The organism is Streptomyces decoyicus (genome assembly GCF_019880305.1).
GTDB lineage: Bacteria > Actinomycetota > Actinomycetes > Streptomycetales > Streptomycetaceae > Streptomyces > Streptomyces decoyicus.
Window position 1 is genome coordinate 6344079 of sequence record NZ_CP082301.1, and the last position, 23576, is coordinate 6367654.

Annotated in this window: 5 protein-coding genes; all 5 read right to left on the reverse strand. The window is 71.8% G+C overall.

What is annotated here, in order from left to right:
- Window positions 1-4: 4 nt before the first annotated feature.
- The 5 genes from K7C20_RS27940 to K7C20_RS27960 all read right to left on the reverse strand — a co-directional run bounded on the left by K7C20_RS27940 (window position 5) and on the right by K7C20_RS27960 (window position 23574).
- On the reverse strand, window positions 5-2539 hold the full coding sequence (locus K7C20_RS27940) for an ABC transporter permease (RefSeq protein ID WP_053210286.1): 2535 nt from the start codon (window positions 2537-2539) through the stop codon (window positions 5-7).
- Window positions 2536-3426, reverse strand: a complete 891-nt coding sequence (locus K7C20_RS27945) for an ABC transporter ATP-binding protein (protein ID WP_078953574.1) — start codon at window positions 3424-3426, stop codon at window positions 2536-2538. Before K7C20_RS27945 ends, K7C20_RS27940 begins: the two co-directional genes overlap by 4 nt.
- A gap of 137 nt (window positions 3427-3563) precedes the next feature.
- Complete coding sequence (locus K7C20_RS27950) at window positions 3564-5231, reverse strand: amidase family protein (RefSeq protein WP_053210287.1); 1668 nt, start codon at window positions 5229-5231, stop codon at window positions 3564-3566.
- A 179-nt stretch (window positions 5232-5410) separates the two neighbouring features.
- The gene (locus tag K7C20_RS27955) at window positions 5411-15742 is read right to left on the reverse strand and encodes a non-ribosomal peptide synthetase (protein ID WP_222892670.1); all 10332 of its coding nucleotides are present in this window, start codon (window positions 15740-15742) and stop codon (window positions 5411-5413) included.
- Window positions 15739-23574, reverse strand: a complete 7836-nt coding sequence (locus K7C20_RS27960) for a non-ribosomal peptide synthetase (RefSeq protein WP_053208669.1) — start codon at window positions 23572-23574, stop codon at window positions 15739-15741. The genes K7C20_RS27955 and K7C20_RS27960 overlap by 4 nt, the downstream gene beginning before the upstream one ends.
- Between the last annotated feature and the right edge of the window lie 2 nt (window positions 23575-23576).

The following is a 23576-nucleotide window of genomic DNA, read 5'->3' on the forward strand; positions in this document are numbered from 1 at the left end:
TGCCTCAGGACCGCCGGGTGACGCCTTCCACCGGGCGTACCCGCAGCAGCAGCCGCAAGGGGACACCGGTGGCCAGCAGGCTCAGCGCGACCGTGCCGGCCGCGACGAGGAGCAGCAACTGCGGTGGCAGATACGGGAACGTCGCCCCGGTACTGTCCTCGACCAGCGGTGTCAGGGTCACCAGCGCGATCGTCAGGCCGGCGGCCAGACCGGTCAGCGCCACCGTCAAGGCCTCCAGCCGGACCGTCCGGCGCACCGTCCGTACACTCGTGCCGATCAGCCGCAGCATCGAGACCTCCCGCAACTGCTCGAAGGTGACCATGGCGAGGGTGTTGGCCGCGGTGATGCCCGCGAAGCCGGCGATCATGCTCAACGCCATGAACTCCAGCCAGGTGAACGACTCGTCCGCCGCGTCGCGGGCCTCGGCGAACGCCGCGTCGGTCCGCACCGTGGCACCGGGCGAGGCGCCGGCGACGGTGCGCAGCTCCTGATCGAGCCGCGCACCCCCGTCCCCGGAGTCCGCGCGGACGAGGATGCGGTCGTCGAGCTGGTGGGTCAGATGGCCGGCGACGGTGGCCCGCGGCAGCAGTACCTCGCCCACGCCGAGCCCCCGGCTGTAGGTGGCCGCCACCACCGGCCGCACCACGGTGCCGTCACCGAGCCACAACGTGATCCGCCGGCCCACACCGGTGTCCGCCCGGTCGGCGACCCGCTGGTCGACGGCCACCGTCCCGTCGCCGGAACCCGGGGTGCCACCGGCCCGGACCCCGGACAGGGCTCCGGAGCGGACCTGCGGGTCGAGGTTCCGCGCCAGCGTTTCACCGGTTCCGGAGAAGGCGCTGCCGGAGACGGCGCCGTCACCGGGCTTCGCGCCCGGGTGCCCGGGTCCGGCCAGCAGCCCCACCTCGGTCACCCCCGTCGCGGCCCGCACACCGGGCAGTCGGGCGACGTCGTCGGCCACCCGGCCGGGCAGGCCGCCCGGCGCCTCGATGACGCGGTCGGCAGTGACCGCCGCCGCGCTCTGCGTGCTCTTCTCATGGGTCAGGGTGGTCTGCTGTCCGATCTTGGTCACGCCGAACGCCACCACCAGCGCCACCGGCACGATCGCCGACGACAGACGGCGAGCCCTGGCCCGGCCGTTGAGGGTCGCCAGTTCGCCCGTGGCGCCGAAGAGCCGCATCGGCACCCCCAGAATCTCGGTGGCGGCACGGGCGAGCAACGGCCCCAGCAGGGACACCGAGACCAGGAAGAGCAACAGGACGAAGGGCGCGGCCTTGTTGGCCGTCGCACCACCCAGGGCGAGCACCTGGACGGCCACCACCGCACCACCGGCCAGCGCCGCCAGACCGAGCAGCAGACGCAGGGGACCGATGCCGCGACGGGGCAGCGCCGACTCGCTCAGCGCTTCGGCCGGGCGGCTGCGGGCGGCACGGTGCGAGGCGATCAGGCTGCCGGGCACCGCGGCGAGCAGCCCGGTGAGGGCGGCCGCGGCGACCGGGAGCCAGCTGAACGTCAGCTCCGTGCCCGGCGGCAGCAGATGGCGGGCATCCATGGCGTCGAACACCAGCCGGGCCAGCAGATGGCCCGGGGCGCTGCCGGCCGCCACCGCCAGTACGGCCACCAGCGTGGCCTCGGCAGCGGCCATCCGCCGGATGTGGCCCGGCCGGGCCCCGATGCCGCGCAGCAGCGCGGTCTCCCGCCGGCGCTGCGAGATCGACAGCGACATGGTGTTGGCCACCACGAAGATCGAGACGTAGATGCTGAGTCCGCCCATGGCACCGAACATGCCGACGGTGTTCTCCTGGGCCGGAGCGAAGCCCGGGTTCTCCACCTCGCCGCGCCCGTCGCCCGTGAACACCTTGGCGGAGCCCGCGGCCGCGCGCACCCGCTCGGCGAGCTGCGCGGTGGACACCCCCTCCTCGGGAAGCACCGCGATCGCGTCCGCCTTCCCCGGGTGGCCGGACAGCCGCCCGGCCTCGGCGTTCTCGAACCAGGCGCCGGGAGTCCGGGCGGCGAGCACGCCGGCGACCTCGAAGGACCCGGCCCCGGCCGGGCTCGTCAGCGTCACGGTGTCGCCCCGGGACACCCCCAAGGCCTTGGCCGTCCGCGTGTCCAGCACGGTCTGCCCGGGGCGCGGGGTCACTTTCCCCGCTGCGCCGTCCCCGGTTGCCAGCAGCCGGGCCGAGGAGGCCGGCTGGCCGTCCAGGGTGACCGCCGTGCGGCCCGGTGCGGCGGCGGTGGCCGGAAAGACGGTGTCGGCCACCGCGTCCGACACCTCGGGCAGCGGGGCCAGCCGGTCCGCGAGACCGGTGCCGAGACGGACCCGGTCCGGGATCTGCTGCCCGCCCACGAACTGGTCCGCGGCGACGACCACGGGGGCCGGGCGATAGCGCACCGGCTGCGGCGACGCGGTCGCCGCGGCCAGCAGCAGGGTGCCGCTGGAGATGATCACCACGGCGCCGAAGAGCAGCGCGATGAAGGTGCCGATGAACGCCGAAGGGCGGGAACGGATCTGTGCGAACGCGAGGCCGTTGCTCATCCCCTGCCCCGCATCCCGGGCGCCGCCGACTGCGGCCGGTCGGTGGCCGACGTCAGCACCCGCATACGGGCCGAGATCTCCTCCGGGTCGCCCAGCATCAGTTCGTCGGAGACCTCTCCGTCGACCAGGAACAGCACCCGGTCCGCCCAGGCGGCAGCGCTGGGCTCGTGAGTGACCATGACGACGGTCGCGCCCAGGTTGTCCACCGCCTCCCGCAGCAGGGTGAGCACCTCCGCCGCCGTGGTGGTGTCCAGTGCCCCGGTGGGCTCGTCGGCGAAGATGACGTCCGGCTCGGTGATCAGGGCACGGGCGATGGCGACGCGCTGCTGCTGTCCGCCGGAGAGTTCACCCGGGCGGTGCCGCGCCCGGTCGGGCAGTCCGACCCGGGCCAGCATCTGCTCGATGGCGCCCCGGTCGACCGGTCGGCCGGCCAACTTCAGGGGCAGCCGGACATTCTGATAGACCGTCAGTGCAGGCAGCAGGTTGAAGTGCTGGAAGACGAAGCCCAGACGGTTCAGGCGCAGGTCGCTCAGCCTGCTCTCGCGCAGCTTCGTCAGATCGGTGTCACCGAGCAGCACCGAGCCCGAGGTCGGCCGGTCGAGCCCCGCGGCGCATTGCAGGAAGGTGCTCTTGCCCGACCCGGACGGGCCCATCACGGCGGTGAAACTGGCGCGGGGCAAAGCGATGCCGACCCCACGCAGCGCGTGCACGGCGCTGTTCCCGCGTCCGTACCGTTTGTGCACGTCCCGCAGCGTCACCGCGGGTTCCCCCGGGAGGTACTCGGAGGCCGGCAGGGGCCGTTGTCCCCCGAGGCGGGCATCGGGGAGCGCCGGACTCTCCTCGCCCTCGGCCCGACCGGAGCTTGGATGCCGAGACCGACGGAACATGAAGATCCTCCCTGAGGACTGTGCGACCCCGCGCGGGCGGGCAGCGGGGTGCCGGAGCGTCGAAGTGAGATGAGGGATGCATACCGCCCGGAGTCGGGGTGTCACCGTGCGAGACGGGACACCCCCAACCCCGTAACTTATAGGCCTACGCCGGGCGGGGTGAACGTCGGCGCGCGCCGCGCCGGGTGAGCCTGCTCGAAGCCGTGTGCGAAGCGGATCAGCTGCGGTTCGCTCCAGGCGGTGCCCATGAAGGTGATGCCGACCGGCAGCCCGTGCACGAACCCGGCGGGGACGTTGATGGCCGCATAGCCGGCATAGCCCACGGGGATCGCGCTGCCCATGATCTGCGGATCCCCGTTGACCAGGTCGATCTTCCAAGTGGGCGCGCCCGTCGGCATCATCAGGGCGTCCACCCGGTGATTCTTCAGTGCCGCGTCGATGCCCTCGTCACGGGCGACCCGGCGCACCGTGGCCACCGCCTTCTTGTACTCGGCGTCCGACGGCTTGCCCGCGTAATCGGCCACGGTCTGGAGGATGTTCTGGTCGAAGTACTCCAGCTCCGTGTCCGCGTGCGCCTTGTTGTACGCGACGAGCTCGGCGATGCTGCGGGGGTGATCGCCGGGAGTCCGCGCGAGGTAGGACTCGATGTCGTGCTTCATCTCGGTGATCTGGACGATGAAGGCGGCGTCCAGATCCGACATCATCTTTTCCGCGGTGGGGATGTTGGCGTTGTCGACGACCACCGCGCCGGCGTTCCTCAGCACCTCGACGGCCTGCTCCGCGACGGCGTCCGCGTGTGAGCTGTAGCCGGCGAAGACCTCCCTGGTGATGCCGATCCGGGCACCCTTCAGCCCGCCCGGCTTCAGGAAGGGGGTGTAGTCCGAGTGGAACTTGCCCGCGCTGGCCGCGGTGGCCGTGTCGGTGGGGTCCACCCCGGTGAGCACCCCGAGCAGCAGGGCGGCGTCCGCCACCGTGCGGCAGATCGGGCCGATGGTGTCGAAGCTCCGTGCCCCCGGGAACATGCCGGTGCGGCTGGTGAGTCCGGTGGTGGGCCGGATGCCGACCACACTGTTGGCGCCCGAGGGGCCCAGGATGGACCCGATCGTCTCGGTCCCGATGGCACCCGCGCACAGGCCCGCCGCCGTGGCCGCGGCGGGGCCCGCGCTGGAGCCGTTGGGCGAGCGGTCCAGCTTGTACGGGTTGCGGGTCTGGCCGCCCCGCTGGCTGTAACCGCTCGACGAGCTGACCAGCGAGGTCAGATTGGCCTTGCCCAGCGGGATGGCACCGGCCGCGCGCAGCCGGGCGACCACCGTGGCGTCATGGGCCGGGCGGGCACCCAGCAGCGCACGCAGGCCATTGGTGCTGTGCATCTTGTCCGCGGTGCCGATGTTGTCCTTGATCAGCAGCGGAATGCCGTGCAGCACGCCGCGGAGCTTGCCCGCCTTGCGCTCGGCGTCCAGCTTCGCGGCCAGCTTCAGCGCCTCCGGATTCGTCTCCAGGACGGCGTGCAGCGCGGGGCCCGCAAGGTTCAGCTCGGCGATCCGGTCCAGGTAGAACTTGGTGAGTTCCACCGAGGTGAGCTTGCCGGCGGCGAGCTGCTTGAGCAGGTCGGTGATGCTGGTTTCCGCCAGTCCGCCGCGCGAGGCGAGCAGGGACCGGGCGGGCGCGGCGCGGTCGGGTACCACGGCAGCCCGTGCCCGGGGCATGCCGAGCCCCAGCATCGCCGGGGCGGCCACCGCCGCTCCGAGCCCCAGCAGTCGGCGACGGTGTATCTCGGGTATGTCGGAAAGATGTTTTCCGGCCATCGTCTCGCTCTCTGAATCACTGTGAACAGGTGCCAGAGACCGTACGAGGCCGCAATTCTCTTTCGTTATCGGGAACGTCAGCCGCGGCATGAACCGCGTGGTCACCCTCCCGTCCGGCCGGCCCGGGACCGGGTGGCACGGCGCTGTCGTGCCACCCGGACCGGGCCGGTATCCGGGTTTCAGACCGTGTCGTCACCCGTCAGGAGCGTTCTGCGCGCGTCCAGTTCCCGCATCCGCTCGGACAGGACGGCGCCCACCGCGTGCAGCGGCTCCCCCTCCAGCAGATCATCGTGCGGGCAGGCGATGCGGCGGTTCTCGATACCACCGGCGACCACGCGGCTCCACGCCTGCGGCATCGCGGCGGGGTCCGCCCGGCCGACCGTCGTGGTGAAGAGCAGCAGGTCACCCTTGAACGTGCCGGGCTCATAACGGCTGTTGTTGCCGACACCGTTGATCATCGCGTCGAGAATCCGGGCGAGCTGCTCTTCGGTGAAGTTCCCCGGCAGCCCGGCCCGCAGCGAGTCGATCACCTGCTCCCGCTGCCGCGCCTCGTCGTACCCCTCGCCGTTCCCCCGGCCCAGGTCGGCATGGAACCTGGCGAGCACCTGCCCGTCGTCGAGCGGTACGGCCTCGACGTCACCACCGGGGTACGCGTCGAGGACGGCCAGCAGCTCCACCTCCTCTCCCAGGTCCTGGAGCCGGGTGGCGATCGCGTGCACGATGTTGCCGCCCAGGGAATAACCCAGCAGGCGGTACGGGCCGGCCGGCTGGACCCGCCGGATCTGCGCGGTGTAGTCCTCGACCATCTCCGCGAAGGTCTCCGGGAGGGCAGCGTCCCCGGCCAGTCCACGGCTCTGAAGCCCGTAGACGGGCGTGTCAGCGGCCAGCACTCCCAACAAGCCGGTGTAGCACCAACTCAGCGGTACGGAGGGGTGCGCACAGAACAGCGGGGTGCCGGTCCCGGACGCGCGCAGCGGCAGCAGCACGCCCAGGCCGTCGTCCTGGCGCGCGTCCCCGGCGCCCCCGCCGGTCCGCCGGGCGAGGCCGGCGACGGTGGGCGCCCCGAAGACCTCGCGCACGGTGAGTTCGATGCCGAACTCACCACGGATCCGGCCGGTGAGCCGGGTCGCGAGCAGGGAGTGGCCGCCCAGGTCGAAGAAGTTGTCGTCGATCCCGACCCGGTCCGCGCCGAGTACCTCCGCGAAGATCGCGCACAGCTTCTCCTCGTGGGCGTCGCGCGGACCCCTGCCGTCCGCGGCACCGCTGAATTCCGGGGCGGGAAGCGCCGTGCGGTCGAGCTTGCCGTTCGGTGTGAGGGGCAGTGCGTCCAGGGTGACGAACGCGGAGGGCACCATGTACTCCGGCAGCACCTCGGCCACCCGGCTGCGCAGCTCTGCCCCCTCCAGCTCGGCGCCGTTCGCCCCGGCGGGCACGACGTAGGCGACGATGCGCCGGTCGCCGGGCCGGTCCTCCCGCACGATCACCGCGACCTGCCCGGCGGCAGGCTGGGCGGCGAGGACGTTCTCGATCTCGCCGAGCTCGATGCGGAAGCCACGGACCTTGACCTGGTGGTCGACCCGGCCGATGAACTCCAGCTGTCCGTCGGCGCGGCGGCGCACGAGGTCACCGGTGCGGTACATGCGACCGCCACCGGCGCTGAACGGGTCGGCGACGAAGCGGGTGGCGGTCAGCTCCGGACGGCCGAGGTAGCCCCGGGCCAGCCCCGGACCGGAGAGGTAGAGCTCCCCGGGAACTCCTGCCGGCACCGGCTGGAGCGCGGAGTCGAGGACGTACAGCCGGGTGTTGAACACCGGCCGGCCGATCGGCGTCGGGCCCGCCCCCTGCTCCGGGCCGCAGACCGCGAAGCAGGTGTCCACCGTGGCCTCCGTCGGACCGTAGGCGTTGACCATGCGCCGCCCCGCCGACCAGAACGCCGTGACATCCGGCGGGCACGCCTCGGCCCCCACCATCAGCGACGCCAGCGACGGCAGCTCCCGACGGGGCAGGCCCACCAGGATCGACGCCGGCATGTGCGCGTGCGTGATCTCCCGCTCCGCCAGGAACTCCGCGAGCTCCTCCCCGGCGAGGGGGCGAGGGGGCAGTACCAGACAGGCCCCGGACAACAGGCCCATGCACAGCTCCGCCACGGACACGTCGAAGCTCGGAGAAACCAGCTGGGAGACCCGGCACCCCGGTCCCGCACCCAGCCGGGCCGTCTGATGCGCCGACAGGTTCGCCACTCCTCTGTGGGAGACGACGACGCCCTTGGGCTGACCGGTGGACCCGGAGGTGTAGATGAGGTAGGCGGGGTGGGTGGTGAGCAGCGGTGTGGTGCGGTGGGAGTTGTTCGGGTTGGTAGCGGGCCGGCCGGTGTCGCTGCCGGTATCGAGGACGACGCTGGTCAGGTCGCTGTCGGTGTCGAGGATGACCGTGGTCAGGTCGGTGTCGGGCAGACCGGCCGCGGTGTTCTTGTCGGTGACGAGCAGGGTGGGCCGGGCGTCGCCGAGCATGTAGGTGAGGCGGTCGGCCGGGTAGTCCGGGTCGAGGGGTACGTAGGCAGCGCCCGCTTTGACGATGGCGAGGATCGCCACGACGAAGTCGATGCTGCGGGGGAGGGCGACGGCAACGTACTTTTCGGGCCCCGCGCCCTGGGCGATGAGGTGATGGGCGAACTGGTTGGCGCGGGTGTTCAGCTCGGCGTAGGTGAGCCGGGTCCCCTCGTGCTCCAGGGCGGGCGCGTCCGGGGTACGGGCCACCTGGGCCTCGAAGAGTTCGGGCAGGGTGGCCTCGGGAACGTCGCGTGCGGAGTCGTTCCAGCCGTGGAGCAGCAGCTCACGCTCCTCTACGGAGAGGATGTCCAGCTCCGCGATCGGGCGTGAGGCGTCCTCGACGGCGTTGCGCAGCAGGCGTTCCAGCCGTGCCGCGATGTTCTCGGCGGTCCCCCGGTCGAAGAGGTCGGTCGCGAACTCGACCACCCCCCGCATGCCGACGGCCTCACCACCCTCACCGAAGACCTCCAGGAGGTTGACTGCCAGGTCGACCTTGGCCACACCGGTATCGACGCCCGCACTTTCGGCGGAGAGCCCCCGCATGGCGAACTCACCGTCGGAAGCCGACTCAAGACCCAGAACAACCTGGAAGAGGGGGTTGTGTGCGAGGGAGCGGGTGGGGTTGAGGAGTTCGACGAGGCGTTCGAAGGGGACGTCTTGGTGGGTGTAGGCGGCGAGGTCGGTTTCTCGTACGCGTGCGAGGAGTTCGGCGAAGGTGGGGTTGCCGGAGGTGTCGGTGCGTAGGACGAGGGTGTTGATGAAGAAGCCGACGAGGTTGTCGAGTGCGTCGTCGGTGCGTCCGGCGATGGGGGAGCCGAGGGGGATGTCGGTGCCTGCGCCGAGGCGGGTCAGGAGTGTGGCCAGTGCTGTCTGGACGACCATGAAGACGCTGGCTTGGTGTTCGCGTGCCAGGCGGGTGATGCCGTGGTGCAGCTCGGTGTCCCAGACGAAGGGGACGCCGGCGCCGTGGTGGCCGGCGATGGCGGGCCGGGGCCGGTCGGTGGGGAGTTCGAGGTGGTCGGGGAGAGCGGTGAGGGTGGTGCGCCAGTAGTCGATCTGGCGGGAGATGAGGCTCTGTGGATCGCTCTCGTCGCCGAGGACTTCGCGTTGCCAGAGCGCGTAATCGGCGTACTGGACGGGCAGTGGTGCCCACTGCGGAGCGGTGCCGTCACGGCGGGCCGCGTAGGCGGTGGCGAGATCCTGGGCGAGGGGGCCCATGGACCAGCCGTCGCCGGCGATGTGGTGGGCCAGGATCAGCAGGGTGTGCTGGTCGGCCGCCGTGGTGAACACCCAGGCGCGCAGGGGCACGTCTCTGGTCAGGTCGAAGGTGTGGGTGACCGCCTGGCTGACGGCGGCGTCCAGGTCGTCTTCGTCGGTGGGGACGATGTCGATGGCCGGCCGGGCGGCATCGCCGTGCAGGACCTGCTGGTAGGGCGTTCCGTCGTACTCGGGGAAGACGGTGCGCAGGGTTTCGTGCCGGTCGGTGAGGTCGTGGATGGCGTCGCGGAGTGCTGCGGTGTCGAGTTCACCGGTCAGCCGAAGCACCAGCGGCACGTTGTAGGTCGCGCTCGGCCCCTCCAACTGGTGGAGGAACCACAGGCGTTGCTGAGCGGGGGAGAGCGGGATGTGGTCGGGGCGAGGCCTGGGGGTGAGCGGGGTCCGTGTTCCGGTGGTGTGGTGGAGGCGGGTGGCGAGGGTGGCGACGGTGGGTGCTTCGAAGAGGTCGCGGACGGTGAGTTCGGTGTTGAGGGTGGTGCGGATGCGGCTGGTGAGGCGGGTGGCGAGGAGGGAGTGGCCGCCGAGGTCGAAGAAGTTGTCGTCGATACCGACGCGGTCCACGCCGAGGGTTTCGGCGAAGGCGTGGCAGAGGAGTTCTTCGTGGGTGTTGCGGGGGCCTCGGGTGGTTGTGGTGGGGGTGAACTGGGGGGCGGGGAGGGCCTTGTGGTCCAGCTTTCCGTTGGGTGTCAGGGGCAGCACATCCAGCGTGACGACGGCTGCGGGGACCATGTAGTCCGGCAGGGTCTGCGCGGCGTGTTCGCGCAGGTCGACGGTTGCCGTATCAGCGCCCTCCGCGGGAACGACGTAGGCGACGATGCGTTGGTCGCCGGGCTGGTCTTCGCGGACGATGACGGCTGTCTGTCGCACGTGGGGGTGGTGGGTGAGGGTGGCTTCGATTTCGCCGAGTTCGATGCGGTAGCCGCGGACTTTGACTTGGGTGTCGATGCGTCCGGCGAATTCGAGTTGTCCGTCGGGGCGTCGGCGGGCGAGGTCGCCGGTGCGGTACATGCGGGTGCCGGGGGTGCCGTGGGGGTTGGCGGTGAAGCGGGTGGCGGTGAGGTCGGGGCGGTGGAGGTATCCGCGGGCGAGGAGGTCGCCGGCGATGTAGAGCTCGCCGGTGACGTTGGGGGGTACGGGCTGGAGGTGGGCGTCGAGGATGTGGATCTGGGTGTTCCAGATCGGGTGTCCGATGGTGATGGTGCCGGTGGGGGCGGGCTGGCCGGGTTCGATGCGGTACTGGGTGCAGCCGACGGTGGTTTCGGTGGGGCCGTATTCGTTGATGACGGTGGTGCCGGGGTGGTCGCGGCGCCACTCGTCGAGGGCTTCGCCGAGGAGGGCTTCACCACCGAGGACGAGCTGCTGGGTGGGTGAGAGGTGCGGGGGCAGGTTCTTGAGCAGGCTCAGGTGTGAGGGTGTGGCCTTGACGAAGGTCGGCGCCTGGTCAAGGTCCGGGGCGGTGCCTTCGTCCAACTCGACCAGATGCGCGCAGCCGCCGAGGGTGAGGGGTCCGAGGAGGCCGGTGACGGTGAGGTCGAAGGAGACCGGCGAGTGGACGAGAGTCCGTCCGCTCATGGCGGGGTAGGCGGCGTGGGCCCAGCGGAGGTAGAGGTTCAGCGAGCGGTGCTCGACGACGACACCCTTGGGCCGCCCTGTGGAGCCAGACGTGTAGATGACGAAGACAGGATGCGAGGTCTTCGCCTCATCCAACCGGTCAGCATTGGTGGGATCGGTGACGGGGAGACCGGCTGTGTGGAGCTGATCGGTGGTCAGCGTGGTGACGCCCGTCTCCGGCAGGCCGGCGGCGGTGTCCTTGTCGGTGATGAGCAGGGTGGGCCGGGCGTCGCTGAAGAGGTAGGCGATGCGGTCGGCGGGGTAGTCGGGGTCGACGGGGAGGTAGGCGGCGCCGGTTTTGGCGACGGCGAGGATCGCCACGACGACGTCGATCGTGCGGGGCAGGGCGAGGGCGACGATCTGCTCGGGGCCGACGTTTCTGCTGATGAGGTGATGTGCGAGCTGGTTGGCGCGGGCGTTCAGCTCGCTGTAGGTGAGCTGGGTGCCCTCGTGCTCCAGGGCGGGCGCGTCCGGGGTACGGGCCACCTGGGCCTCGAAGAGTTCGGCGAGGGTGGCGTCGGGAACGTTGCGCGCGGTGTTGTTCCAGCCGTGGAGCAGCAGCTCACGTTCCTGCGCGGAGAGGACGTCGACCTCTCCGATGGGGCGTGAGGCGTCCTCGACCGCGTTGCGCAGCAGGCGTTCCAGCCACGCCGCGATGCTCTCGGCGGTCTGCCGGTCGAAGAGGTCGGTCGCGAACTCCACCGATCCCCGCATGCCCGAGGGCACACCGCGGCTGTCCAGCTGCTCCTCAAGCGCGAACGACAGGTCGAACTTGGCCGACGCCGCGTCCAGAGCGTGCTCCCGGACCGCCAGCCCCGCCAGATCGAGTTCGAGGTCACTGCTGTTCTGGAAGGTCAATATCACCTGGAAGAGGGGGTGGTGCGCCAGGGAGCGGGTGGGATTGACGATCTCCACGAGCCGCTCGAAGGGCACGTCCTGGTGGGCGTAGGCCGCCAGGTCCGCTTCCCGCACCCGCCCCAGGAGTTCGGCGAAGGTGGGGTCGCCGGAGGTGTCGGTGCGCAGCACCAGCGTGTTGACGAAGAACCCGACCAGATCCTCCAGCGCGTCGTCGGTGCGTCCGGCGATGGGCGAGCCGATGGGGATGTCGGTGCCGGCGCCGAGTCGGGTCAGCAGTGCGGCGATGCCGGCCTGGACGACCATGAAGACACTGACCTGATGTTCGCGTGCGAGCCGCACCATGCCCCGGTGCACCTCGGCGTCCAGCTCCATCTCGACGCTGTCGCCCTGGTGGCTGGCCACCGCGGGCCGCGGCCGGTCGGCGGGGAGCTCCAGCTGCTCGGGGAGTCCTGCCAGAGTGCTGCGCCAGTAGGCGATCTGCCGGGAGAGGACGCTGTCCGGGTCGCTCTCGTCGCCGAGGACTTCGCGCTGCCAGAGGGTGTAGTCGGCGTATTGGACCGGCAGTGGGGCCCAGTGCGGGGTGGCGCCGTCGCAGCGGGCGGTGTAGGCGGTGGACAGGTCGTGGGCGAGGGGGGCCAGGGAGGCGCCGTCGCTGACGATGTGGTGGGCGAGGAGGAGGACGAGGTGTTCGTCGTGCGCGAGGGTGAAGACCCAGGCGCGCAGCGGCACGTCCTTGGTCAGGTCGAAGGTGTGGGTGCTGGCCTGGTCGACGGCGGTGTTCAGGTCGGCTTCGTCGACGGGGACGATGTCGATGACCGGCCGGGCGGCGTCGCCGTGCAGGACGTGCTGGTAGGGGGCACCGTCGGTGTGGGGGAAGACGGTGCGCAGGCTCTCGTGCCGGTCGGTGAGGTCATGGATCGCCTCGCGCAGTGCCTTGACGTCCAGTTCGCCGGTCAGCCGTAGCGGCATCGGCACGTTGTACGTCGCGCTCGGTCCCTCCAACTGGTGGAGGAACCACAGCCGTCGCTGCGCGTACGACAGCGGCACCCGCTCGGGCCGCTCCACCGGCACCAACGCCGCACGTGCCCCGGCCACATGGTCCAGCCGGCCGGCCAGCCCGGCCGCGGTCGGGGTCTCGAAAAGGTCCCGGACCGCGGGCTCCACTCCCAGTACGGTACGGACCCGGCTGATCAGACGCATGGCGAGGAGCGAGTGTCCGCCGAGGTCGAAGAAGTTGTCCTCGGCCCCGACCCGGTCCACGCCCAGGACCTCGGCGAAGAGACCGCACAGGATCTCCTCCCGGGGGTCGCGCGGGCGCCGGGAGGCGGTGGTGGACACGAGGTCGGGAGCCGGAAGAGCACGCCGGTCCAGCTTGCCGTTCGGCGTCAGGGGCAACGCGTCGAGGAGAACGAAGGCCGCGGGGACCATGTAGTCCGGCAGTGTCTGTGCGGCGTGTTCGCGCAGGCCGGTGGGTGCCGTGCCGGTGTCTTCGGCCGGGACGACATAGGCCACGATCCGCTGGTCACCGGGCCGGTCCTCGCGGACGACAACTGCCGCCTGCCGTACCAGGGGATGGCTGCCGACCACGGCTTCGATCTCGCCCGGCTCGATGCGCAGGCCACGGATCTTCACCTGGTCGTCGGCGCGGCCGGCGAACTCCAGCAGCCCGTCCGCGCGGCGCTTCACCACGTCGCCCGTACGGTACATACGGGTCCCCGGCGCCCCGAAGGGATCGGCGACGAACCGCCCGGCCGTCAGGTCCGTACGGCCCAGATAACCCCGTGCCAGCTGGTCGCCCGCGACATACAACTCGCCCGGCACGCCCACCGGTACCGGCTTCAGAGCGGCGTCCAGGACATGGATACGCGTGTTCCAGACGGGGCGGCCGACCGGTACCACGCCCGTATCCGCGGCAGGGTCGAAGGTGTGGGTGGTGATCTGCACGGTCGACTCGGTCGGCCCGTAGAGGTTGGTCACGCTCACCCCCCAGGACTCGGCCGTCCGCGCCGCCAGGGCAGGTGCGAGGGGCTCGCCGCCGACGAAGATCCGTTGCAGCGGCAGCGCTTCGTCGTCACGGACCGCGCCGGCCACGACGGCCAGCAGGGAGGGCACGAACTGGGCCACGGTGACGCCGTGTTGCCGGATGTACGCGAGCAGCCGCTCCGGTTCCCGGGTGAGGGACTCGGGCGCGACGCAGAGCGTGGCGCCGGTGAGCAGCGGGAGCCAGATCTCCCAGACCGACGCGTCGAAGGTGAGCGCGGTGCGGGCCAGGACGGTGTCCTGCGCGCCGAGCGGGAACGCGCCGGCCATCCAGGACATGTGGTTGACGAGGGCGCCGTGCTCGACCAGGACGCCCTTCGGGGTGCCGGTGGACCCCGACGTGTAGATGGCGTACGCGGGGTGGGAGGGCAGGACCCCGGGGCCGGCCGGCGCGGTGGCCGGCTGCGCGGCGAGCGCCTCTTGGATATCGGCGGCGTCCAGCACCAGCTGCGGGATGCCGGCGCCGGCTGTCGCGGCGGCCGACTCGGTGGCCGTGATCACCATGGCCGGGGCGGCGTCGGCGAGGGTGAAGGAGATCCGGTCCTTGGGGTGGCCGGGGTCCAGGGGCAGATAGGCCGCCCCGCTCTTCAGCACGCCGAACAGCGCCACGATCATGTCCGCGGAGCGGGGCAGGGCCAGTGCCACGAGCTGCTCCGGGCGGGCACCACGAGCGATCAGCAGCTGGGCGAGACGGTTGGCCCGCTCGTTCAGCTCCGCGTAGGTGAGGGCGGTCTCCTCGCACACCACCGCGGTGGCCTGGGGCGTACGGGCACACTGCGCCTCGAACAGGGCCAGCGGCGTCGTCGCGGGTACCTCGTGCGCCGTGTCGTTCCAGGCGCCGAGACGGGCACGCTCCCCGGGGCCGGTCAGATCGATCCGGCCCAGCGGAACGTCGGGTTCGGTGACGACCGACTCGAGCAGCCGGTGGACCCGGGCCACGACGGCTTCCGCCGTCTCCCGGCCGAACAGGTCGGCGCGGTAGTCGAGTCGCAGGGTCAGCCGGCCGCCGAGCTGGTCGCCGACCAGGTTCAGGGCATAGTGCGTCGCGTCGCGGCCGTCGGCCTCCGTCAGCCGGAGCCCCGCCACGGGCGTCTCGTCGTCGCCGGCACCGACCGGATAGTTCTCGAACACCGTCGTGGTGTCGAAGAGTTCACCTGCTCCGGCGAGCTGCTGGATCCGGCCGAGGCCGAGGTACTGGTGGGGCAGCAGCGCGCTCTGCTCCTCCTGGAACCGGGCCAGGTTCTCCAGGAAGGACCGCTCCTGGGCCAGTCGGGCGCGTACCGGGATGGTGTTGATGAACAGCCCGATCATCGCCTCGGAACCGGGGAGTTCGGCCGGCCGGGTGGAGACCGTCGTGCCGAACACCACGTCGTTCCGCCCGGTCAGCTGGGCGAGCACCACCGCCCAGGCGCCTTGTAGCACGCTGTTCATCGTCAGCCGGCGGCCGCGGGCCGCGGCGGTCAGCTCGGCCGTGAACTCCTCGGACAGCTCGCGCGTGACGCGCTCGGGCAGTGCCGGTGACCGCTCCGCGGTGTCCGCCACCCGCGTCGGCCCTTCCAGGCCCGACAAGGCCTGCTGCCAGGCTCGTTCGGCCCGGCCCAGGTCCTGCTTCCCGAGCCATCCCAGGTAGTCGCGGTAGGGCGTGAGCCTGGGCAGGCCCGCGGGGCTGCCCTGCTGTGCGTAGAGCGTGAACAGCTCGTCCAGCAGGAGCGGTGTGGACCAGCCGTCGAGGAGAATGTGATGGCTGGTCAGGGCCAGGCAGTACCGCTGGTCACCGAGGCGTACGAGGGTCAGCCGCAGCAGCGGCGGCCTGGCCAGGTCGAAGCGCTCCGCGCGGTCGGCGGCGAGCCACCGTTCCAGCTCCGCCTCGCGCTCGGTCTCCTCCGTCGCGGTGAGCTCGATCTCCGCCAGCGGGACCGGTACGTGACGGTGGATGACCTGGATCGGCTGGCCGTTCTTGCGGGTGCGGAAGCCCGCCCGCAGGTTGGCGTGCCGGGTGAGCAGCGTGCCCACGGACTTCCGCAGCACGGCGGTGTCCACGGCCCCCTCGATCCGGAGGACGAGCTGCACGTTGTAGATGTCGGGTGCCTGCCCGTCGTACAGCGCGTGGAACAGGAACCCCTCCTGCAGCGGGGCCAGCGGCAGGACGTCCTCGAGTGCGGACTGAGTCTTCACGGCATTTCCAATTCGGCTTCGAGTTCGTCGATTTCGTCCTGGCTCAGCGACCCCAGGGACAGGTCGGACGGTGTGTGTCCGCCGGCGCCCTGGTCTTCGCAGTGGGCCACCAGTGCCGTCAGAGCCGTGAACCAGCTCTCGGCGAGGTCGCGCACGTCCTGCTCGGTCAGCAGACCCTCGGGCCAGTTCCATGTGCCGGAGAGCCGCGGGCCGTCGGCGTGGTCCTCGGTCACCGCGTTGATGACCAGGGCGTGGGTCACGGGCATCCGCGGGTCGTGACCGGACGGCAGGGTCGCGTCCGGCGCCATGTCCCAGTCCTGGGCGGCGGCTTCCTCGGAGGCGGCGAACCGTCCCAGATAGTTGAAGCCGATCTGCGGTGCCGCGAGGCCCGACAGCTCCCGGGCCGTCTCGGGGTGGAGGTGGCGGAGCATGCCGAAGCCCATTCCGTTGTCGGGGAAGGCCCGCAGCTGTTCCTTGATCCTTTTGACCGTCCGGCCCATGCCGGAGCCGCCGGCCCAGACATCGGACCGGTCGTACTCCCCGGGGTCGAGGCGGACCGGGTACATGCTGGTGAACCAGCCGACCGTGCGGGTCAGGTCGGTGCCCGGAAGGATCTCCTCCCGGCCGTGCCCCTCAAGATCGACCAGCACCTGGCTGCCCGTACCGCCCCAGCGGCGACGCCATTCGAGGACGGCCAGTGCGAGGCCGCTGAGCAGGATGTCGTTGACCCCGGCGTGGAACGCGCCCGGCACACTCGTCAGCAGCGGGTGGGTGACCTCGGAGGGCAGGGTGAGGGTCAGCGAGCGGGTGGTGTCCCCCCGGTCCCGGACCGGGTCCAGCTCTCTGCCGCCGATGAGGGGCTCCTCCGTGCGGAGGATCTCCTTCCACACCGGCAGTTCGGCGAGCCGGTCCGGGTGCTGCGCCGCCGTCGTCAACTGCCGCGACCACTCGCGCAGCGAGGTCCCGGCGGGTTCCGGCGCCGGCTGCCGGCCGGCCGCCACCGCCTCCCAGGCGGCGACCAGATCGGGCAGCAGGATGCGCCAGGACACCCCGTCGACCACCAGGTGGTGCAGCACCAACAGCAGCCGGCCCGGTTCGCCGGACCCCCGGTCGAACCACACCACCTGCACCATGGCGCCCTCGCGCGGCGCGAGCCGTGCCACGGCGCGGTCGCCTTCCGCGGCCATCAGCGCGGCGAGGCGGTCGCCGTGCAGACCGTCCGCGCCGACCCGGCGTACACAGTCCTCGGCCGCCACCTTGCCCCGGGGCATGACCTCGGGGCTCCAGCCCGGCGCGCCGGACGCGGCGTCCTGTGCCGGTGCCCCGTTCACCCGCAGCCGCAGGGCGTCATGGTGGTCGAGCAGTGCCTGTACGGCCGCGGTCAGCCGCTGCTCGCCCAGGTCCGCCGGGACCTGGAGCATCATGGACTGGTTGAAGCCGTCCACCGGCGCGTCGAGCTCCCGCAGCCAGTGCATGATCGGCGTCGGCGGCAGGGCGCCGACCCCGGCGTCGGGGTCCGTGGCCGCGGCCGTGGCCGGCAGCCCGGCCGTGAGCGCCGCCAGCGCCTCCACGGTCTGGTGCTGGAAGATCTCCCGCGCGGTGAGCGCGATGCCTTCCTTACGTGCCCGCGAGATGAGCTGGATGGACAGGATGCTGTCGCCGCCCAGCTCGAAGAAGCTGCTGGTGACCCCGACCCGCGGCAGGTTCAGCACCTCCGCGAAGACCGCGCACAGCGTCTCCTCCCGCGGGGTGCGCGGCGGCTCGAAACCCGCCACCGCCGCGAAGTCCGGGGCCGGCAGCGCCCGGACGTCCAGCTTGCTGTTGGCCGTCAGGGGCAGCGTGTCCAGCACGGTCAAGGCCGCGGGCATCATGTAGTCGGGCAGTTGCCCGGACAGATGTGCCCGCAGCTCCCCGACGTCCACCCCGCTGCCGTCCTCGTCCGCCACGACATAGGCGACGACCCGCTTGTCCCCGGGTCGGTCCTCCCGCACGATGACGGCTGCCTGCCCGACGGCGGGGTGCGCGGCGAGGACGTTCTCGATCTCGCCCAGCTCGATACGGAATCCGCGGATCTTGACCTGGCGGTCGACCCGGCCCAGGAACTCCAGCTCACCGTCGGCACGCCACTTGACCAGGTCGCCGGTGCGGTACATCCGCCGGCCCGCCGCCCCGAAGGGATCGGCGACGAAGCGCCCGGCGGTCAGCTCCGGCCGGCGCAGATATCCGCGGGCCAGCTGGCTGCCCGCGAGATACAGCTCGCCCGGCACCCCCACCGGCGTCGGGCACAGCGCGGAATCCAGCACATACACCTGGGTGTTGCGGACCGGCCGGCCGATCGGCGGGGCGACGGGCTCGCTCAGCACGTCGCTGGAGGTCACCCACACCGTCGCCTCGGTCGGGCCGTACCCGTTGAACATCCGCCGGCCCGGCGCCCACCGGCCGACGACCTCACCGGTGAAGGCATCACCGCCCACGGCCAGCGAACGCAGCTCGGGCAGCGCACGCGCCGGCATGCTCGCCAGCGCCGCCGCCGCCATCGGCGCGTGGTTGATCCGCAGCTCCTCCAGTACCCGGGCCAGCGCTTCACCGGCGAACGGACCGGCCGGCGGAATCACCAGGCAGGCGCCGGACAGCAGCGCCAGCCACAGTTCGAGCACCGAGGCGTCGAAACTGGGGGACGCGAACTGCGATACCCGGCTGCCCTCTTCGACCCCGCAGCGCTCGATCTTGTCGGCGGCGAAGCCGGCCATGCCGCTGTGCGCGACGACCACGCCCTTGGGGCGTCCGGTGGAACCGGAGGTGTAGATGACGTAGGCGGGGTGGGCCGGCAGCAGCGGCGTGACCCGGTCGGCGTCCGTGGGGTCGTGCTCCACGCCGCCGTCCGCGTCCTCCACGGTCAGGACGGGAACCGGGGTCCGCGGCAGCCGATCGAGGGTCGCGTTGCCCGTCAGCACGGCGACGGGCTCGGCGTCCTCCAGCATGTAACGGACGCGGTCGGCGGGGTAGTCGGGGTCGATGGGGAGGTAGGCGGCGCCGGTCTTGAGGACGGCGAGGATGGCGGTGACGAGGTCGGTGGAGCGGGGGAGGGCGAGGGCGACGACGTTTTCGGGTCCGACGCCGTGGGTGAGGAGGTGGTGCGCCAGCCGGTTGGCGTGGGTGTTGAGTTCGGCGTAGGTCAGGACGGTCGTGCCGTGTTCGACGGCCGGCAGGTGGGGGGTCCGCGCCGCTTGTGCCTGGAAGAGCTCGGGCAGGGTGGCGGCGGATACGGGGTGTGCGGTGTCGTTCCACTCGACGAGGATCTGGTGGCGTTCCTGGTCGGAGAGCACGGCCAGGTGCGTGAGGGGCCGGGAGGCGTCCGCGACGGCTGCGCGCAGGAGTCGTTCCAGACGGGCGGTGAGCTGCTGGGCACTGGGCCGGTCGAAGAGGTCGGTGGCGAACTCCACCGTTCCCGCAAGCCCCGCGAACGCCCGCTCGTCGGTGCGGAGTTCCTCCACATTGAAGGCCAGGTCGATCTTCGCGGTGCCCGTGCCCACGTCCTCCATACCGGCCTGTAGGCCCGGCAGTTCGATCGTGGCCTCGTCGGTGTTCTGCAGCACCAGCATCACCTGGAACAGGGGGTGATGCGCCGTCGACCGTACGGGGTTGACGACCTCCACCAGCCGCTCGAAGGGCACGTCCTGGTGCGCGTAGGCCGCCAGGTCCGTCTCCCGTACGCGGTGCACCAACTCGGCGAAGGTGGGATCGCCGGAGGTGTCGGTCCGCAGGACGAGGGTGTTGACGAAGAAGCCGACCAGCTTCTCCAGCGCGTCGTCCGTGCGCCCGGCGACCGGGGTGCCGATCGGGATGTCCGTGCCCGCGCCCAGCCGGGTCAGCAGCGCGGCCAGACCCGCCTGGAGCACCATGAACACACTCGACCCGTGTTCCCGGGCCAGCCGTGCGACTCCCTCGTGCAGCTCCGCGTCCCAGGTGAACTCGGCGGCGTCACCGCGGTATCCGGCCACCGCCGGGCGGGGCCGGTCGGTGGGCAGCTCCAGCTGGTCCGGGAGCCCGGCGAGCGTCCGCTGCCAGAAGTCGATCTGACCGGAGATCACGCTCTGCGGGTCGTCCTCGTCCCCCAGTGCGGCACGCTGCCACAGGGTGTAGTCCGCATACTGCACCGGCAGCGGAGCCCAGCCGGGCGCCGTGCCCGCACACCGCGCCGTGTACGCCAGCGACAGGTCGTCGATCAGCGGCGCGAGCGAAGCCCCGTCGCTGGCGATGTGGTGCATCAGGATCAGCAGGGCGTGCTCGTCGGCTGCCGTGGTGAACACCCAGGCCCGCAGCGGGACCTCGGCCGTCAGCTCGAAGGCGTGACGCGCCGCCTCGGCCAGCTGCCCGTCCACCCGGCCCGGGTCGCTCTGCACGACCTCGACCACCGGGCGGGCGGCATCGCCCGCCAGCACCAGCTGGTACGGCGTGCCGTCGACGTCCGGGAAGACGGTACGCAGGGACTCGTGCCGCCCGGCCACGTCCGCCATCGCCCCGCGCAGCGCCTCGACGTCCAGCGCGCCGGTCAGCCGCAGCACCAGCGGCACGTTGTAGGTCGCGCTCGGCCCCTCCAGCTGGTGCAGGAACCACAGCCGTCGCTGCGCGAACGACAGCGGCACCCGCTCGGGCCGCTCCACCGGCAGCAGCGCGGCGCGCGCGTCCCCCGCGCCGTCGAGCCGACCGGCCAGCCCGGCCACCGTCGGGACCTCGAACAGGTCCCGCACCGCCAGCTCGACACCGAAGACGGTACGGACCCGGCTGACCATCCGCGTCGCGAGCAGGGAGTGCCCGCCCAGCGCGAAGAAGGAGTCGTCGATCCCGACCCGCTCCAGGCCCAGAACCTCCGCGAAGAGACCGCACAGGATCTCCTCCCGCGCATCGCGCGGCTCCTGGAGGGCGCCCGGCTCCGCGAAGTCCGGCGCCGGGAGGGCCCGGCGGTCGAGCTTGCCGTTGGGCGTCAGCGGGAAGGCGTCCAGCACCACGAACGCGGAGGGCAGCATGTACTCCGGCAGCGTCCGTGCCGCGGCCCTCAGCAGGTGCGCCGGGTCCGGCGCCGCACCGTCAGCGGCCGGCACCACATAGGCCACGATGCGCTGGTCGCCCGGCCGGTCCTCGCGCACCATCGCCGCGACCTGGCCGACGGCCGGCTGCGCCGCGACGGCGGCCTCGATCTCGCCCAACTCGATCCGGAAGCCCCGGACCTTCACCTGGTGGTCGACCCGGCCGACGAACTCCAGCCGGCCGTCCGCGCGCCACTTCGCCAGGTCGCCGGTGCGGTACATCCGCGCGCCCGGCGCCCCGTACGGATTCGCCACGAAGCGCTCCGCCGTCAGGTCGGGCCGCCCACGGTAGCCGCGCGCCACACCGTGGCCGGCGATGTAGAGCTCACCCGGCACCCCGGCCGGCACCGGTCGCAGCCCGGCGTCCAGGACATAGACCTGCGTGTTGCCGATCGGCCGTCCGATGGGCGGCGCGCCGTCGGCGTGCACCTCCGCGGCCGCCGACCAGATGGTCGTCTCCGTGGGGCCGTACAGATTGGTGACGCTCGCGCCCAGCTCCGCCATCCGGTGCGCCAGCGGGGTGGGCAGCGCCTCGCCGCCGACGAGCATGCGCAGTCCGCGCAGAGCTTCCGGACGCTCCAGGACCAGACTCTGCCAGAGCGAGGGAGTGGCCTGCATGACGGTCACTCCGGCCGACTCCACCAGCTCGGCGAGGAGCGCCGCGTCCCGCACCTGCGCGGAGTCGGCGAGCACCACCGCGGCCCCGGAGACCAGCGGCAGATACAGCTCCAGCCCCGCGATGTCGAACGCCACCGTGGTGACCGCGAGCAGCCGGTCCGTGGGCTTCGGCGCGACACACTCGTCCATCGCCGAGAGGAAGTTCCGCAGGTTGCCGGCCGAGACCACCACACCCTTCGGGCGGCCCGTCGAACCGGAGGTGTAGATGACGTACGCCGGATTCTCCGGGGAGAGGCCGCCGGGCCGCTCCTGCGCCGTCAGGTCGCCGGCCGGCAGGGCGGCGAGCGCGGTACGGTGCGCGGCGCCGTCGACGACCACCAGCGCACCGGCGTCCACGGGCAGCTTCGCCGCGGTGCTCCCGTCGGCGAGCACACAGACGGGCCGCGCGTCCGAGAAGATGTAGTCGATCCGGTCGGCCGGGTAGTCCGGGTCGACGGGCAGGTAGGCCGCACCGGTCTTGGCCACGGCCAGCAGGGCGACCACCAGCTCCGTCGAGCGGGGCAGCGCCACCGCCACAAAGCTCTCCGGCCCGACTCCGCGGGTGAGCAGATACCGGGCGAGCCGGTTGGCCCGCGCGTTCAGCTCCGCATACGACAACGCCGCGTCCGCGCCGAGCACCGCGGCGGCATCCGGAGTCCGCGCGGCACGGGCCTCGAACAGCTCCGGCAGCGTCGCCGCCGGCACTTCGCGCGCCGAGTCGTTCCAGCCGGCGAGCAGCGTTTCACGCTCCTGGCCGGCGAGCACCTCCAGCTCCCCGACCGGCCGCGACGCATCGGCCACGACGGCGCGCAGCACCCGCTCCAGACGGGTCACCACCGTTTCGACCGTCTCCCGGTCGAACAGCTCCGTGGCGAACTCGACATCGACGTCGATCCCCTCGGGGACGCCCCCCGCACCGAGGCGCTCCTCCAGGTCGAAGGAGAGGTCGAACTTCGCCACAGCGATGTCGACTCCGTCGAAGTCGACCCGGAGTCCCGGCAGTTCCAGTTCGGCCTTCGCGTTGTTCTGGAGCACCAGCATGACCTGGAACAACGGGTGCCGCGCCAGCGAGCGGGCCGGGTTGACGATCTCCACGAGCCGCTCGAAGGGGACGTCCTGGTGGGCATAGGCCGCCAGGTTGGTATCCCGTACGCGGGCCAGCAGCTCGGCGAAGGTGGGATCGCCGGAGGTGTCGGTGCGCAGGACGAGGGTGTTGACGAAGAACCCGACCAGGTCCTCCAGCGCGTCATCGGTGCGTCCGGCGATCGGTGAGCCGATGGGGATGTCGGTGCCCGCGCCGAGCCGGGTCAGCAGCGTCGCCAGCGCCGCCTGTACGACCATGAACACACTGGACTGGTGCTCGCGCGCCAGCCGGACCAGCCCCGCATGGAGCCCGGCGCCCCAGGACAGTCCGACGCTGTCGCCCCGGTAGCCGGCCACGGCCGGGCGGGGCCGGTCGGTGGGCAGCTCCAACTGGTCCGGCAGACCCGCCAGCGCCTCCTGCCAGAAACCGACCTGCTCGGAGATCAGACTGTCCGGGTCGTCCTCGTCCCCGAGCACCTCGCGCTGCCACAGCGTGTAGTCGGCGTACTGCACCGGCAGCGGCTCCCACTGCGGTGCCCCGCCCCCGCACCGGGCGGTGTACGCCACCGACAGGTCGCGGCTCAGCGGAGCCAGCGAGCCGCCGTCGGCCGCCACATGGTGGACGAGCAGCAGCAGGACGTGCGAGCGCGGGCCCACCTCGAACAGCCAGGTCCGCAGCGGTGTCTCCGTCGTCAGGTCGAAGGCGTGGTCGGCCGCCTTCCGCAGCGACTCCTCCAGGCTCTCGGGGGCACTCTTCACGACCTCGAAGACCGGCTGTGCCGCATCGGCGGCCAGCACCTGCTGGAAGGGGCTGCCGTCGGTCTCCGGGAAGACCGTGCGCAGGCTCTCGTGGCGCCCGACCACGTCACCTATCGCCGCGCGCAGCGCGTCGACGTCCAGTTCGCCGGTCAGCCGCAGCAGCATCGGCAGGTTGTAGGTGGCGCTGGGGCCCTCGAACTGCTGGAGGAACCACAGGCGGCGTTGGGCAAATGACAGCGGAATCATGA